This window comes from Chryseobacterium sp. Y16C, assembly GCF_022488405.1.
Lineage (GTDB): Bacteria > Bacteroidota > Bacteroidia > Flavobacteriales > Weeksellaceae > Chryseobacterium > Chryseobacterium geocarposphaerae.
The window spans coordinates 3,837,296-3,853,348 of sequence record NZ_CP092711.1 but is presented as its reverse complement, the minus strand read 5'-3'; the positions used below and the strand labels follow the sequence as shown (position 1 = coordinate 3,853,348).

Annotated in this window: 9 protein-coding genes and 1 tRNA gene; 1 reads left to right on the top strand and 9 read right to left on the bottom strand. The window is 34.0% G+C overall.

The genetic code is table 11. The annotated features are described in order from the left end of the window. The 8 genes from MKS83_RS17420 to MKS83_RS17385 all read right to left on the bottom strand — a co-directional run bounded on the left by MKS83_RS17420 (nucleotide 1) and on the right by MKS83_RS17385 (nucleotide 14,750). On the bottom strand, nucleotides 1-10,416 hold the full coding sequence (locus tag MKS83_RS17420) for a SpvB/TcaC N-terminal domain-containing protein (protein ID WP_240580657.1): 10,416 nt from the start codon (nucleotides 10,414-10,416) through the stop codon (nucleotides 1-3). A gap of 22 nt (nucleotides 10,417-10,438) precedes the next feature. Then, a complete protein-coding gene (locus MKS83_RS17415; RefSeq protein ID WP_240580656.1) occupies nucleotides 10,439-11,812 on the bottom strand; it encodes a T9SS type A sorting domain-containing protein in 1,374 nt (457 codons plus the stop codon). 324 nt (nucleotides 11,813-12,136) lie between these two features. Beyond that, a tRNA-Ile gene (locus tag MKS83_RS17410) sits at nucleotides 12,137-12,202 on the bottom strand. Nucleotides 12,203-12,281: 79 nt separating this feature from the next. After that, nucleotides 12,282-12,731, bottom strand: a complete 450-nt coding sequence (locus MKS83_RS17405) for a RadC family protein (RefSeq protein ID WP_240580655.1) — start codon at nucleotides 12,729-12,731, stop codon at nucleotides 12,282-12,284. A 15-nt stretch (nucleotides 12,732-12,746) separates the two neighbouring features. Next, entirely contained in the window at nucleotides 12,747-13,118 is a 372-nt protein-coding gene (locus MKS83_RS17400; RefSeq protein ID WP_240580654.1) for a hypothetical protein, read from the bottom strand. A gap of 39 nt (nucleotides 13,119-13,157) precedes the next feature. Further along, complete coding sequence (locus MKS83_RS17395) at nucleotides 13,158-13,796, bottom strand: hypothetical protein (RefSeq protein ID WP_240580653.1); 639 nt, start codon at nucleotides 13,794-13,796, stop codon at nucleotides 13,158-13,160. Next, entirely contained in the window at nucleotides 13,777-14,157 is a 381-nt protein-coding gene (locus MKS83_RS17390) for a hypothetical protein (RefSeq protein WP_130913632.1), read from the bottom strand. The genes MKS83_RS17395 and MKS83_RS17390 overlap by 20 nt, the downstream gene beginning before the upstream one ends. Before the next feature lie 17 nt (nucleotides 14,158-14,174). After that, nucleotides 14,175-14,750, bottom strand: a complete 576-nt coding sequence (locus MKS83_RS17385; protein WP_240580652.1) for a tetratricopeptide repeat protein — start codon at nucleotides 14,748-14,750, stop codon at nucleotides 14,175-14,177. Between the two features lie 181 nt (nucleotides 14,751-14,931). Between MKS83_RS17385 and MKS83_RS17380 the strand changes: the two genes are divergently transcribed. Next, nucleotides 14,932-15,162: a helix-turn-helix domain-containing protein gene (locus MKS83_RS17380; RefSeq protein ID WP_072958016.1), complete on the top strand. Its 231-nt coding sequence runs from the start codon at nucleotides 14,932-14,934 to the stop codon at nucleotides 15,160-15,162. 333 nt (nucleotides 15,163-15,495) lie between these two features. Here the strand turns inward: MKS83_RS17380 and MKS83_RS17375 are convergent, their stop codons facing one another. After that, the gene (locus MKS83_RS17375; RefSeq protein ID WP_240580651.1) at nucleotides 15,496-15,843 is read right to left on the bottom strand and encodes a hypothetical protein; all 348 of its coding nucleotides are present in this window, start codon (nucleotides 15,841-15,843) and stop codon (nucleotides 15,496-15,498) included. Nucleotides 15,844-16,053: the final 210 nt, after the last annotated feature.

The window sequence follows — 16,053 nt, the reverse complement described above, 5'->3', positions numbered from 1 at the left end:
TTAATCAAATTGAGGGGAATGCCTAATATTTTTACGAAGCCATTTACCTAATGCTGATGGAGCATTATTGACTTTTTGTGTTATATCGGTTGTATATGTTCTTGAAACCGCTGCATCATAACCAGTACCTAAATTAAAACTTGTGGCTTGAGTTCCATAATCAGCACGACCAAAACCATTATCTTTTGCACTAAAGCTATGAGCCCCCCCCCAGATATAAGAACCTGAAACTTCTGTAGAGTATCCTTGAGCCCCTTCAAAAACGTTCGTATACTTTTCTTTATTTTTTTCTCCATATGCGTTCATACTAAATACTGAAAAGCCATAATCACCAGGACTTGTCGTCCCTATTTTTACACCATCAGTCTGAAATATCTTAAATTGTTCAGTACCAAAATTATAGGCAAGGGAATATGATCGATTTACATTCTCATAACTTACATTAACTGAAATTCCAAAAGCATATTTTCCAAACATTTTTGCTTGTGCCTCCCCTAATCTACGCCTAGCCTGCCTTAGATTATAATCTCCCTGAGCTTTTGCAGAAGGAGCTATTTTCACTTCCTGAATACTCTCAGTTCTTACCCACTCTAATTCAGTTGAACCCTCGCTTACACCTATAGATGTATAATACTTCCCATCCGATCCATAGCGTGCTTCATTTAATTTGGATGGCTTCGGACAACCTGGACAATCTTCAGCAATCATCCCTGAAGGATCTACATATTTTACTGGATTATCAAAAACATAAGTATATGGTGACCAACTTGGCATTTTCTCCGCGAGTGGGTCAACCCCATACCAAATACTCAACCTTGGATTATAATATCTTGCCCCATAGTAATATAATCCTATATCTTCATCAAGTTCCTTAGCATTGAACTTATACGGATTATTGTATGTTCCATCGGTCTGCTCCAGCATGGTTTCCCCAAAAGGTAAATTTAAGAAAAATTGGGTAGGTTCTGCCATAAAATTTGTCACAAATGTTGCCGTTCCTAAATGATCACCATGCAAATAATATAAGCCCGTTTGTTGATACTGCTCTCTCAGCTCTACAGAAACATCATTTCCCAATCCTGTTTTTTCCAGATAGGTTTTAAAGTCTGCTTTAGGATCTGCGGTTTCTTTTGTTTCAGACTGAGCCGCCATTTTTGTAGTTGAAGGTGGCTGCGTAAAAATATCTGAACCATCTATAACTCGGCTTGCAAATCTTTTGGAACCTTCAAAATAATGCTTCGTATACTGTCCTGTAGAGCTTACTGTAATATAAGGATTCGGGTAAAGCTTGTACTCTTGCATTTTCAAGGCATCCGGATCCATCAACTCTCCGTTCTGGTAAAGATCAGCAGGGGTTATCAGACCATATTTGATAGTTCTTTCACCCTTGTCGTCATACACATTATACTGGAAGACACCCGTATTATCATTATAAAATGCTTTCATCCTGTCCTGCTCATCCCAGAACAATTTTCGTCCTCCATTATTATCATTATGATTAATAAGATTACCGTTAGCATCATAATCAAAGTCATCCGCATTTCCGGTAGATACATCGGTAACAACAGCTACTTTATGATTCCCGGATGGGTATTCGTACTTGTTATCATAGGTATTTTCCTGTACTACCTGCTGGTTCTGCTCGTGGTGCTGTCTTTTCCGTATAATTCCTCCCGCATTGTTATATTCCACTTCCAGCTCATAAGTAGATGGTATATTCTGATTAACGGTAATAGGAATACACCCTCTTGCTTTCTGGCTAACGGATTGAGGTTCTTCAGGATTGTCACACACTACTTCTACAGTTCGGGTTACAGTACCAATAAGCCTGTTGAGGGTGTCATAGTTAAGATCAAACCTAAATGCACCACCCATACCGTTCGGCTGCACGGGTGCCAGGTTTTTAATCTCCGTAATATTCGAGAAAGCATCGTACTTATAATTATTCATCAACATAGGCTGATAAGTAGAATTGTACAAACCATACTCTTGCAGTCTTCTGTTTTGCTGATTGTAACTATAATTTTGAATAATCCCATTCCCATACTGAATACCTATACGCTGTTCATATTGATCATTATAAATATTCTGAATATAGATTTCTCCATAATTATTGTCTACTGATTTCAAATTACCTCCTTTGTCATAATGATAAGTTACCATTTCATCGTCCGGATATTTGATCTTTTTGATACGGTTCCAGCTGTCATAGTTAAAATAGGTTTTAAAATACATGGTAGGAATTTGATAGCCCACTATTGTTCTTTCTTCAGAAAGCACTTCTCCCATTCTTCCATATGTGTACTGTGTATTTCCAGTTCCGTCATATTTTGCAATAAGCTTTCCAGCGTTGTTCCCGGTTCCGGCAAGACCATAGGTATACCAGGAAGTATTCGGATTCGGATTACCATTCGGAAGATCAGGAAGCTCCACCGCAGCCAATCTGTTATGATCGTATTTGTATTGTATAAAGTGATTAGTGATGTTGGGATCATTCAACAGGTTATCCGTTGTCATTCTTCTAAGATTCCCCGCAGTATCATATTCATAAGAAGTAGTCCCCTTATCTGGATGAATCTGCTGTATGCGTCTGCCCGCAAGGTCGTATGCATATTCGGTTATTATTCCTTCAGGATCTTCCACCCGCAATAATTCGCCAACAGCACTGTATCTAAAGCTGGTAGTAAGCGGCTGAGAATACAAATAATCATTTTTCTGTACTATTTTTCCTTCAGCATTAGACAACGATTCCGATTTTTCGGTCAAAAACTCTTCGCTTACTTTCAGCAGATTATTCTCTATAGTATATTGTGTAATTTTTGTATTGTTATCTTCATCTGTCGAAGAGATCACCCTGTCCTGATTATCATATTCAGAAGAGGTAAAAGGCTCTGCCAGAGTAGAAGAATTCAGGTTCTGATTTCCTAAAGGCTCATATTTCGGATGATACTGCCTGATTACTCTTCCCAATCCGTCATAAATCGCTCTTCCAGATACTGTTCTGGCTTCAATTGTATTCACTTCAATATCTTTTTTCACCTGTACTACTCTTCCTAAGAAATCAGAATAGGAGTCTGTCATAATCGTATTATTCGTTGATGCGTTTTCAGGATCAAAATTTGAAGTTGACGCCCTGTAAATTTTTATTGAAGTATCATTATTTGGAATTCCGGCATGATCGGTCCAATAATTATATTTCACCGTAGGAACCGTAGAGTTGCTCGCAATTTCGTTAGGCCCCATAATAGATCTCGTCCTTCCGAAGCCATCATAATAAAACACCATAGCATTTCCTCCTGTATCTACTTTTCTGGTCACTACGTCAAAAAGTGGGTTATACGTTGCTGTAGAATTAATACCAAAGACATCCGTTACTTTAATAACATATTTCCCTGTCTCTGTATCATCATAAGTATACTCCAGAAAGTATCGGTCTCCGTTATGATTCGGCGGATAAGTTACTTTCGTAATATTTCCTGCCGCATTATATTCTACATCAGTAATACTGGCGTTACTTCCATCAAAAACAGAATAAGATCCTACATCCCCTGTATTAACATTGATATTAAATGCTTCTCTCTGTCTTAACAACTGACCTTGAGAAGTACCTTCATACACATCAATAAGGATAGGAACTCCAATAATATTATTATTCACAGCCTGATACTTAATACTTGAATTATATGATGTAGAAGGGCTCGTATACTGATATCTTGAAACCAACCCTTTTGAAGTATAAGAAAACTGTTCCATAGTCTGGAGACTTCCTCCGTTTTCGTATTTGGTTTTTATTTTTTTATCAAGTAAAGCAATAGCCATCTTTCTACCTTCTTTTCCTCCAGTATCATAATCAAAAGGTAGATCTGAATTGAAATCTATTTCTGAAACATTATTTTTAAATTTTCGTAATTTATATTCGTAGTTTACTTCTGACATTATTGCTCCGCCACTGTTTTTAACTATACTCTGTCTGATGAGCCCATTTAGAAGGTAACTATTATTAAAATAAATATCTGTAGAAGTTCTCTCCGCTGTATTTCCGTTCATTTCCTTTTTTATAACGGTTTCAAAACCAAAATCCTCTCTTTCTCTTCGGTCATATTTTCGGTTGCTGAACGAATATTGAGTTTCCATTTTATTCCCTTGCTCAGTAGTATAATTCTGTGAGAATATATCTGGCTCTACAATACTTATTTTTGTAACTATGAGCTTAGCATGAGGATTATTATAATTTGCTCTTTCAAACTGATAATCTACTAGATATTTTCCTTTCGAAATGGTGTTGGTAATTGATTTAAGCTTATTGGTTCTTCCGATTAAGGAATAATTTACAATAAACCCATTATCTGTATCCACGACTAAATCTGTGAACCCATCACCATTCATATCCTTAAATGCTTTTCTTGTTTCAGAGACATTCAATCCTAAATTTGCAGTTGCTCCGGCTCCGGCTTTAATCCAAAGAACTAATAAAACAACAGGAGGAATCAATGTAATAGGACCAATATTAAACATATAATTTCCTCCGAAAGAAATCGAACCATTGAACGATCTTGTTTCATCCGTAAAATCTACACTTCCAGAAGTTTTTACTAAAGGAACAGGAGCATCGAACTTACTTCCTAAATTATAACGAACCGTTGTAGAATTATTAGTATTGTTAATTTCAAGAATATCAATCAAGCCATCCCCATTAATATCCTCATATACTACATCCGCAGATCCAGAGGAGGAGGAAGCCCCTACACTTGCGCTGATTCCAAATCCAAAGCTGCTTAGCCCTCCAAGATTAGCAGAAGCTCCAAGACTACCTCCTAGTCCAACACTCATTCCTCCTTTTGGGTGAGATCTATAGGTAATCAAATTCTCATAAGCTGTATCCCCACTTAAACTTTGTCCCAAATTTAATGCATACATCATAGTTGGTAGCCCGCCATCTTTGATCCTGTCCGGAAGTCCGTCTCCATTAATATCCATCCAGAAAGTTCTCCCTGAGTCATAAGAGTCATAATAATCATTTACTCCTGCGTTTATTGATGCACCACCCGACCATGGCATTCCAGAATCTGCCTGAGTAGATGTTCCTGATTCTCCCTGAGCCCCAATTCTTCCTGTTACGGAAAATGCGTTATAAGAAAACCCGAGAGAGTTCATTCTTTGGTAACTATCAGATCTTGTAGGATAATCTCCTGAAGCAATAAGCTTGATGTTCTCCAAACTCCCGGTTGAATTGGTAAACTGAATCGATTCAGGGTATACCAGATCGGGATAACCATCACCATTCATATCAGAAAATGTTTGTGTTTCAACGCTGCCTATTCCTGTAAGAATAGTTTCAGAATTTCCTGCACTTCCCATCCCATAACTTAATCCATTAGTTGTATTTCTTGAACTGCTTTTTTGTATTCTGTTGATTGATTTCATGGTTGTATCTACCGACAATTGACCGGCCGTGTAAGTGGTGGGTATTGTAATCGGTAGACTAGGAATGGGACTTGTAAAATAATTTACAGTTTCATCATCTTTAAATGCAGTTCCATTTGAATACTGATCAGGGCCTATTCCTACCCATCTATATTCTTTCCTTGGCTTTGTTCCACCGATAGAGACTGTTTTCAGACTGACATTCGGCTTCATAGGAGATACATTTTGGGAAACCGTATTATTTCCTGCATTAGGATCACTTGTTGTATTTAAAATACAAGCTGCCAAATCTGCCTCATTAGTTATGCCCTGACATAACGGATATGTGTTCTGGATTGAACTCTCTGCCGAAAACGCTGATAGTTCGATAGGACTTCCATAAGTATATGTGCTAAAAGTTCCCGGCTTGTATAAAAATTGTCCCCAATTATTATATATTGTAGATTTTGTGTTATACATTGCAGTATTCACTGCAGTGGCTGAAGTACTTCCATATACATTTGTACCATCATAATAGATATTAAATGGCTTACCTTGAAAACGTTGTGAATAATTATTAAACAATGTATAATCCCCGCCACTTCTGCAGTAGACCTGAATCGTTATCAAATCAGGCTGTGTAAGATCTCCCGTATAAAATGTTATAGGCGAAATTCCTGAAATAGGCTGAGAAGTAGACATATCCTGTTCTATAATATTGGAGGTTGTATCCACTACCACAATTCTTCTTTTAGCAAGAACATGATTTCCTTTCTTAACAATATAGTAAAATGTTCCTGTTCCTAAATTGGTAAAATTAGTAATGTTTTTATTAATCTGAACGCCAAAATCATGAGATCCGGTAATTAAAGAGGGGTTTATTTGTGGACTTCTAATATCTACTTTTTCCGTAAACTGAGTGACTGCATATGATGGGTATTCCGCTGTAGCAAAAAAATTAACATTTACATTAGGATTATAGCTTGTTGAAGCATTATAGTTGACTGAAATTCCACCATTCCAATGATTATATAAGAAATCGGTTTGAGAATCAGATTCTACAATAAATCTAAGATAAACGGGCTCATTAGAGTTTACAGCCAAACTTAAAGAATTAGAACTGGTAGTAAACCCTGTATCACTTTGTGGATAGAGTTGTGGAGTAATTAAATCCGTAAGAACACCTGTATTTGCATTTTCGGTTACAATTCTGAAAGTAAAGTCATCTGTTGTATGCTGAAAATAAATACTTGGCACATTAATAGTTGCCGTTCCTTGGGCATCCAGATAAATAGGTGCAGAAATATTATTTAAGAAAAAATTAAAGCCATAACTGCCATTATTTATATGAAATTGATCCTGTGAAAGCTCAGTCGTATTTACAATGTCATTCCCCGTATTAGGATCAACATAAGTAACTGTAGGATTAGAGATAATCTCGAAATTTTTCTCAGTATTTTTATGTAACCTCACATAGATCTTATCACCACTTTTTACAAATAATCTATTGGAATTATTGATCCCTCCATGATTATAGTTTGGGTCAATTGGCGGAATATTCTGCATTTGACTGTAATAATCATTATACCTTGAGATCTCAATATTTTTTGCAGGGTCCCCCACATGCAATCCTGTCAAATACAATCTTCCATTAGAGTAGGTATTACCTATGGGAGTAGGATTTAATATCTCAACAGAATAGTATATTGTTTGAGGAGAAACTCCGATAAAAGTATTTTCTACAGAAACATTATCCGTAAATTTAACATATCCATCTTTAGGTGCAATCCACACCTTTACTACATCTGTGATAGGAACAGGAGGATAGTCCGGTTCATCCTCACAAGGTTTTATTGCTTTACCAAAAAGAGGAGTACTTTTATTTACATTTGAACAAGGATTGATGGCGGGTTGTATTGCTTTTGCCTTAACAACCATATTTTCGGTATATTCCGAATGCTTGGTCATTTCCGAAATTTCCGATCCTGTATTATACTTGTTAAACCATACTTCTCCATTGTTCACAATATCCATCAACCCATCAGAATTGGCATCTGTTAAATATGCAGTTGTTTTCCCGGTAGTTGTAGCTCCTATTTGAGAATGACTATAAACAATGGCGCCCATATCCCAACCTAAATTACTTGTCTTGGTTTCAGTAAAAGAAAAGTCTCCGCTATAATTTGAAATTAATTTGGAAGAAGAAAAACTCAAATTCCCCTGGGCATCCAGAATTCCTGCTCTCAAGAAAAGGCCTTCGTCAGGGACCCTATATATCATATCCTGTATTCCATCACCATTGAAATCAATGAGTTGTTGTGCATTTTTAGCTTCAGCATTAGAATAACCAAATGGAAACCCAAACATAAGATGTCCATATGCATCGCTAGAAGGATAATAGAAATTTAATCCTGCTGCAATTCTAAAATTCAGGCCTTTCTCCGAAGCAATATTCCCATTAATTTTTGAAGGTCTAACAAGTCCTCTTATAAAATCAGAATATGCCTGTTTGTCATTTTGGAGCTGAATCTGAGTATCAGGACCAAATATTCTTATATTTCCTTGGCTATCTTTTACATCATCATAATATTCAAAAGTATAGCTATCGGTAATTTCATTACAAGTTGGTTCGATACCACCACTTGTACCGCCACCTCCGCCACCGCCATCATCTATATCTCCATCTCTACCTCCTTTGCTAGCCGGAGTTGTTGAACACGGATTATTAGGTATGATAAATATTTTTTTTAACAGCGTCTTAAAAAATTCTCCATTTTCATATTCTAATTTATAGGTTCTGACAAGTTCAGTTTTATATTTAACTTCAATACTTTTTAACAAATAAGGTTCTACTCTTTTAAATCCTTGTTTGGCATTAATACTAATATCTTTTCTAGTAATTGTTGTTTCTTTATTAAAATTTATAGTGTATTCTTTAGTTCTACCATAAGCAATCTTCTTTATCTGAAAAAAAATCCCCCCTGAAACACTCGCCTGTCCAGTTGATACATTTTCATTGTAATATGTATACTCCATAGTATTCCCATGAGCATCTTCCACCAATCGTAAAGCCCAATTAGATATTCCTGCCGATCCATATAATACGGAGTCCGGAGATCCTCCGTAATAACGTTTGGTACCATCGGTAGAAGTCACTTTCCAAGAATAATTCCCCGGGCTGTTGCCTAATCTTTCGATAAGGGTAAAATCATGATTTTTTCGGAGATAAAATTTTTTCACACCATTCACTGTGTCTGCGTATTCGGTTCTAAGCTGCTTATCAGTGGTAATTGCAGTATTGGTTTCACTTACATCGTTATGCCTGTGAGGTAAATAGCCGTTTGGATATACCAACATTTCTCCATCAAAAGAATAAAGCTCTGTTTCTGTAGCTCCATCAAACGTAGGAACTCCCCATCTGGAATCTACTGTAATTGAAGATGTTCCATTTATATTCCAGCCTTCTCCCATCCATCCGTTTCCTCCTCCACTATTATATCCTATAGATAGTGAAGGCTGAAGTCCACCGATCCCCGCCGGAACACGAATTGGATAATTAGCATTAGCATCCCCTTTTTGTGTTGCAGTTGGAGCCGCCATAAGTTGTAGTCCTGCGGTTGGATCTGCAGCTTTTAACCCACTAATGCTTGTAGGGGCAAAAGCCTCCAACTGTGAAGATTCAGGAACAGAAACAACTCCGTTTATATAATCCCCATCTCCTTTATTTTCTACTGTAATGGTTTTTTTCTCGGTATCTACTACCGAGGTAGGATCTATTTTCCATTTTTTTGATGAATAATCAAAATAAAATGCCTTAATATCTTTAGCAGACCTTGCTCCCAACTTCTTCTCATCATAAGGAAAAGAAAACTTTATTTTTTTAGTCAATTCCCCCGATTGTGTCTCCAGACGATATGCATATGACCCTACCGTCAGATTTTTTATATCCCTAGAAATAGAAGGATAATCTTTTTTTCTAAGTTTTACAACGTTTATTTGTGCAGCATTTTCAGTAGAATTTTTTTCAATATTAATCGTCGCATTCTCATAAGTCTCTTTATACTCTGTCTCTTTTGAAATATTTAGAATAAGCGGAATAAATTTTTCTTCATTAATTACTTTAAAGGAAATTTTATTTTGAGGAATCTTGTATTCTTTTTTCCCATTTACTCCCAAAATAGATATAGAACCTCGGACTTTATCTTCTTCACTCAGCTTGATTAATGTTTCGTACTCACCTTTTATTGGAGAGATTAATTTATTATCGATAGTAAGTGGATTACCTTCAATACCTTTAATATAAAGCTGATCCTGGGATAGTAAAGAAGAAATATCATGATTACCATTTCCAGTATCAAAAACAATTTTTACATTCTTAACTTTATATTTTATTCCGTTCACAGAAGATGTAAAAAGAATACTATTTTTCCCTTCTTTTAAAGAGCTTAAACTAAGCTCTTCTTTCTGTGTACTCCATTTATTCCCCGGAACAATAATTTCACCTCCAAAAGCAATGTTTTTATTAATAGATCTTGAAACAGAATGGTAAGAATCCAATCCAAACAAATCATACATCAAATATGCTTTAGAATTTTGGTTTTTTATTTCCGGAATATTGACCGTAAAAAAGTTATCTGTTGCATTATCCGATTCATCATCTGAAAATTCCCCGATAATCCCTTGCTTTTCAACAGCCTCAAAAACATTTTTAATATTATTATTTTCCGATGCTATAAATGGTAATACAGAAAAGCCATTCCTTTCTTTTTTTGTTTCTTTTTCAAATACAGAAGAAGAATTCTGGTTAAGAACATTTTCTTTTTCCCCATTTTCTAAAGCAATAAGCTCTTGCCCAGTATCATGATAAACGTATTTGTCCATCATCTTTAATTTGAAAGCCCTTACTTTCTGCCGATCTTCTTTGGTAAAACTGGCAAAAACAAAAATATTTACAAAGAATAATAGGTTAAGAAATAGATTTTTCTTAAGCCTAAATTTAAATTTGGTTTTCATAGAGTTAGAAAAATGGTATTAGTTAATCAACGATAACTTTAAAAGCTTTTATCAGTTTTTTGTTTTCGGTAAGGATTACAAGATATATCCCTTGTACATTAAGTTTGTTTTGATAAATTTCAGAATCAGAGGCTATTTTATCGGAAGAAAGCATTCTTCCACCTCCATCATATATTGAAATTTCCATTCCTTCGGTAGGAGGAAACTTAACGGTAAAATAAGAATTTATTTTTACCGGATTAGGATATAGAAGATATTTTAAGTCTGATGTTCCAACCCCCGGTCCTTTTGTAGGTACCGGATTTTGATTTCCAATTATATTTCCTTCAGAAAGTATTTCTTTATTTATATTTGTCGCAAATGTAAATATTGCTTCATTTTTTTCTTCAGGAAAACCCACTCCAGAATATTCTATAACATCTCCTTTTGCTTTCCCTGCTATCTTCTGAAGCGTTCCGTCGTCATTTTTAATAAGCATCCAATAGTTCAAACGCACGCCTTCCGGATTCATTAAGTTTTTGCCAACCTGAACAGAATACCCATTTTTAGGGATCTTTTTTCCAATAAAATTAATTTCCCAATTTCTTTTTAAAATCCTCAGATCTTCTTTTTCTTCAAAATCAAGATCCTTATCATCATCAGACCATATGACAAATGTATTATTATCCAGAGGAGCAGTATTATCAAAATTGGTTCTCGTTATTTTTTCTCTTCCAATTGTAACAATTTTATCTTCTTGATTAGATGATTGTTTTTGATACAATTCGTTAGCATCGTCTCTGCCTATACCTGTAGGTCTTTTTTTGAACTCTTTATGCTTTTCAGGATCCCATATTACGTCACCGTTACTATTGAAATACTTCGATTTTTCCAAAGATATTCCATACTTTATTGAAAGATAAGAATGAAGTTTTTCCAAATCATTTTTTTTAAGCTTTTGAGGTACAAAAAAAGCCTCATAGAGATTCTTATCTTCAAGCCGTATGTTAAGACTGTCTTTATAGACTTTGTTTTTAGAGCTTACATACGAAAAAATGCTCGCCTTTTTCTTAAGTGTGATTATCTCACTATTCTTGCTTCTTTTAAATGAATGATTGCTAAGTTCTGTAATAATATCCTTATTGTTCCAAATATTTTCTTCTTCAGTAGAATTATGAACTACAATCAGAGTTTGGGCAGCATCCTTAAAATATTTGATTGGTTGTTGAAAATGGTTTCGGATATTACAGTGATAATTAAGAAGACTCTCTTTATTACATTTTACACTGTCACGTGATTCTTCTATACCTGATTTTTTCCAGATCTTGTTATTCTGAACTTTAATCTGAGCTTGTAAAGAAAATGAAGTGGTTACAAATATTGATAAATATATAAAACGCGTATATTTAACATTCATAATTCAAAAATATTGTTAATTAATTTTTACATAACTTCAAAATTAACAAAATTTATGATTTACTATTGTTTTTTTAACAAAATTTTAAATTTCACATTATCCATCGGGTTTCAGCATATGACTTATCATCCCTTTTAAGTGAATTCCGTAACGAAAAACAACAAATAACTCCCGAAAAAATGAGAAAAACACCCTATAAAGTTTAACTAATCTTGTTTGAAGTCTAAAATAATTGACAAAAAATTGTAGAATAAAAAGTAATAAAGCTTATATATAAATTAAAAACAAAAAAGCACCTACATTTCTGTAAGTGCTTAATTTTCGTGGTCCCACCTGGGCTCGAACCAGGGACACTGGGATTATAAATCCCTGTCTCTAACCAACTGAGCTAAATATGTTTACAAAAATATCATCAATATCTACTATTTGTAAGTATGCCTAAAATTATGCCTTTTATGCTCTATTTGAACTACAATAATCCTTCATCTGTAAAACTCATATAGCTTTCCTTTGTAATAATGATACTGTCAAGAAGAGCAATATCTAAGAGTTTACAAGCTGTCTTTAGCTTGTTCATAATTGATAAGTCTGCATTACTTGGATTAAGATTACCGCTTGGATGATTATGAACAAAGATGATCCCTGTAGCTAAACATTTCAAAGCTACTGATAAAATCAATCTAATATCAACTAAAGTTCCTGTAAGCCCACCTTTAGATAAACTATAAACTCCAATTACTGTATTTGAAGAATCCATAAATAATATTTTTGTTTCTTCCTGCATTTCTATTGTTTCTTCATTCCAAAACTTTCTTATAATTTGAACAACATCACTACTTGTAGCAATCTTTACATTTAAAATTTTGTTAGGTCTGTAAGAAACCTGGATTTCTGAAACTTCTGATATAGTGTTATCCATTTTCTTTAGTTTAAATTAATTATGTTTTTGTAATAGTTTATTTTGATACATCAATACAGTAAACTTCCTGTCTTTCCGCAAAATCAGCATCATGTATTCTGGTAACCCGATGTCTTGCATCTTCTCTATTCTTTGTTTTAAAAAACCTACAATGTCACCTGGATATAGAAATTCTACTCTCATTAGTACATCCGCATTAAAATACATAAGAATATGTTTTGCTTTAAGTTCTAAAACTTCATGTATCTCACCAAAATATTCATAAGGCTCTAATGACAATCCATTCTCAATAAATTCATAAGGCGGAATAGAAATTAAGTCAAATTCATAATCTGCATACTCACTATCAAGTTTAAAAATTAAGTAATCATAAATATCGTTTTTCATTAATATAAGGGTATAAAAAAACCACCCAAAAGGTGGCCATTAATCAATTTTAGGAATTGGAATCATAGGTATAGCTACCTTCTGCATTTCCTCTTCTATTTCTTTTAGTTTTTCTGGATATATTTTTCTCTCATAAAGTAGCATTTTAAATACATCATCAAATTCAATAAGGTTCTCATAATACTTTCTGTCAATACAAACTCCAAATTCTCCTATTGGCGAGTTTCCAAAGTGAGGATGAACTACCTCATCATCATTAACACTATAATCCAAATGGTCATAATAGAAAATAGCCAGTTTGTTGTAACCAATATCAAAGTACTTTATCAACCAATCTTTTAGGAGCGCATCATTATTACTACAAGTATTGTATTCTTCAAGTGCAACTTTACAAACTATATCTAATTCCTGAATTTCAATACCATATTCAACTTCTTCGTAGAAGTTCGTAAAATACCTATATCTCTTAGTACAATACTCAGCTTCTTGCAAACAGTCATAAGGCAAACCATTAGCTTTCCATTGCTGACATTGCTCACAAAGATTCTCGGAATAATTTTTAACTTCTTTGTATAAATCGTTGTATTCATATAACCAAAATGCAACCTTTTGCAATGTAAAAGGATTGTCGTTGAGTTCTTTTAGACAATTAATTGATCTATTTATTTTTTCTTCCAATTCCTTTTCTAATTTTTAAAATTCTATCTTTTATATTATTAACTACTTCTTTTTTGTTATCTGCTATCAGGAAAACCAAAATAACCAAACAAATCCCTAAGAAGAAGAGTCCAATAACAGTATAGATTATGAAGTGTAGAAAATCGCCAAACAACTCCCCAATATTTTCAGTAGTTTCATCTATGCCAAAAATTGCAGACATTAAAAGCAATATTAAGATTGGAGTTAAAGAGATTGATATTAAAAGTGTCTTTTTCTCTTCCCGATATGAGAACCCAGACTTTGTAAGAAAGTATATCACAGGAGCACCAATGACAATTAAGCTTATGTAATAGAAAGCATTGTTGAAGTCAAGATTCATTACTATACTTTTAATTATTACTTCTCTAAGCTTTTAATCAGTTCCTTGAGATTATTATCTCCTCTCCTGTATTGATAGGCTTTTTTATACCATTTAAGAGCTTGTTCCAAATTATCACTGTTCCTATAAGCCTGAGCAAGTAATAACATAAACTCTGAATCTTTAGGAGAAACCTTTAATCCTGCATAACAGATATTAGCAACAGCTTGATAATTCCCATCCTCCAGGTGGCTTATTGCAACACCTTTTGATTCTTTCAAAAGCATTGCTAATTCAATTACATTGTTAATATTCTGATAAGGATTGTACATTTTGTCTTCTATAAATTCACCAGAAGAAGTTTTGTATTTAGCTGTTTCAGATTCCTTTGCTTTATTCAAGCCTTCTGCAAAACCTCTGTTATAACCATCATAATAGCTGGTACTCTTTTCATTTACATTTGGAACAGGAGCAATAGGAGGAATTGGCTTTTGACAATTTAATCCCTTGTCGTAGCAATATCCACCTTTATATCCATCATTGAAACCTGAATTAAAAGCTGTTTGTGCTAACGAAAAAACTGGGAATAGTAATAAGGGTAATATTTTCTTCATTTTATAAATTTTAAAGTTTTTCAAATATAGTAAATGTATCATTTATGATAACCATATAATTATCATTTATGACCACTTTTGGCTATTAATATTAATAAACAAATAGAGTTAGAGTTGATCACATTTCCTTACGGTTTTCCGTAGTTAAAGTGTATTCTAATTATTGTTTAATTCAGCCAAGGTGGATAAAAAAGAGTATCAAGTTGCAATAGGAAAGCGTATAAAACAGCTTAGAGAAAAGAAAAACATTTCTCAAGTTGAATTAGCTGCTTTATGCAACTTTGAAAAGTCTAATATGTCCAGGTTAGAAGCTGGGAATACCAATCCTACTGCATATACATTGCACATTATTGCTCAAAAGTTAGAAATTGAAACCTTTGAGATTCTAAAGTTCAAAACTTTACCTGAGTAAGTTTTAGCTATTTATACTTATCCTTGCAGAAACCAGGATAAGGGAAATCGGTGTTATTGTGATAATGTTGAGTAAGAAAGCATATAAACAAATCTTTTATTTCCAAGTAACTTGTAACGGTTTACAAAGATGTGCAAGTCTTTGCATCATACCTGGAACTAAATAGCATCTTATATTTCCAGGTACATTTTAAGGTCTTTAAATCTTCCTGCACATTTTTTCCTTACACAATATTATATAAAAGGAAATTTTGTGCAGCTAAAAATAAAAATGTCCAGATTTTACTTGAACCTATATAAGACTCTACAGTAAAATTTGGACATTTTAGGAAATTTAATCTGCCATTAATAAGTTATCTGGAGCTGAATATACTTTAGAAGTGGTAAGTTCTTCTGCTCTGTAAACATACCTGTGAGATAAAGTAATGATTTCTCTTGTGTCTTGAACAGTATACTCATAAGGCTCACACTCTTCCTTTACAATTGAACCAGGAAATTCTGAGCCAATTAAAGATTTACAGGTTTCTTCATCGAATGTAGATGTAATAGAGGCTTTCTTAGAGGTGGCATAATACATTCCTGTAGTTTTGCTTAATACCATTTCAATACCTCCTGAAACTTCAAGTACAAAGAATTCCTTGTTCTCTGCTACTCTTCTTTTGTAATTGATAATTCTTACCATTGTTTTTGATTTTTGAGTTAGAAATAACACCACAAGAATTGAAATTTACAGCGTAAACAAAACCAGCTTTCAACTTGAATTTATAATTGTTCCTGAAAAATTTTGTTTTCTTATAAGTGGTGGGGGGCATTTTGCCATAAGAAGTTGTGAGGGTATACTTAGGCAGGTGGAGTGACGCTTGAATAAATTTTTTTCAAAAATTTTTACTAT

Excerpts from the sequence above, each read along its gene's own strand:
- MKS83_RS17375 (WP_240580651.1), bottom strand. The coding sequence starts at position 15,843 with ATGGTAAGAATTATCAATTACAAAAGAAGAGTAGCAGAGAACAAGGAA.
- MKS83_RS17390 (WP_130913632.1), bottom strand. The coding sequence starts at position 14,157 with ATGAATCTTGACTTCAACAATGCTTTCTATTACATAAGCTTAATTGTC.
- MKS83_RS17385 (WP_240580652.1), bottom strand. The coding sequence starts at position 14,750 with ATGAAGAAAATATTACCCTTATTACTATTCCCAGTTTTTTCGTTAGCA.
- MKS83_RS17420 (WP_240580657.1), bottom strand. The coding sequence starts at position 10,416 with ATGAAAACCAAATTTAAATTTAGGCTTAAGAAAAATCTATTTCTTAAC.
- MKS83_RS17400 (WP_240580654.1), bottom strand. The coding sequence starts at position 13,118 with ATGAAAAACGATATTTATGATTACTTAATTTTTAAACTTGATAGTGAG.
- MKS83_RS17415 (WP_240580656.1), bottom strand. The coding sequence starts at position 11,812 with ATGAATGTTAAATATACGCGTTTTATATATTTATCAATATTTGTAACC.
- MKS83_RS17405 (WP_240580655.1), bottom strand. The coding sequence starts at position 12,731 with ATGGATAACACTATATCAGAAGTTTCAGAAATCCAGGTTTCTTACAGA.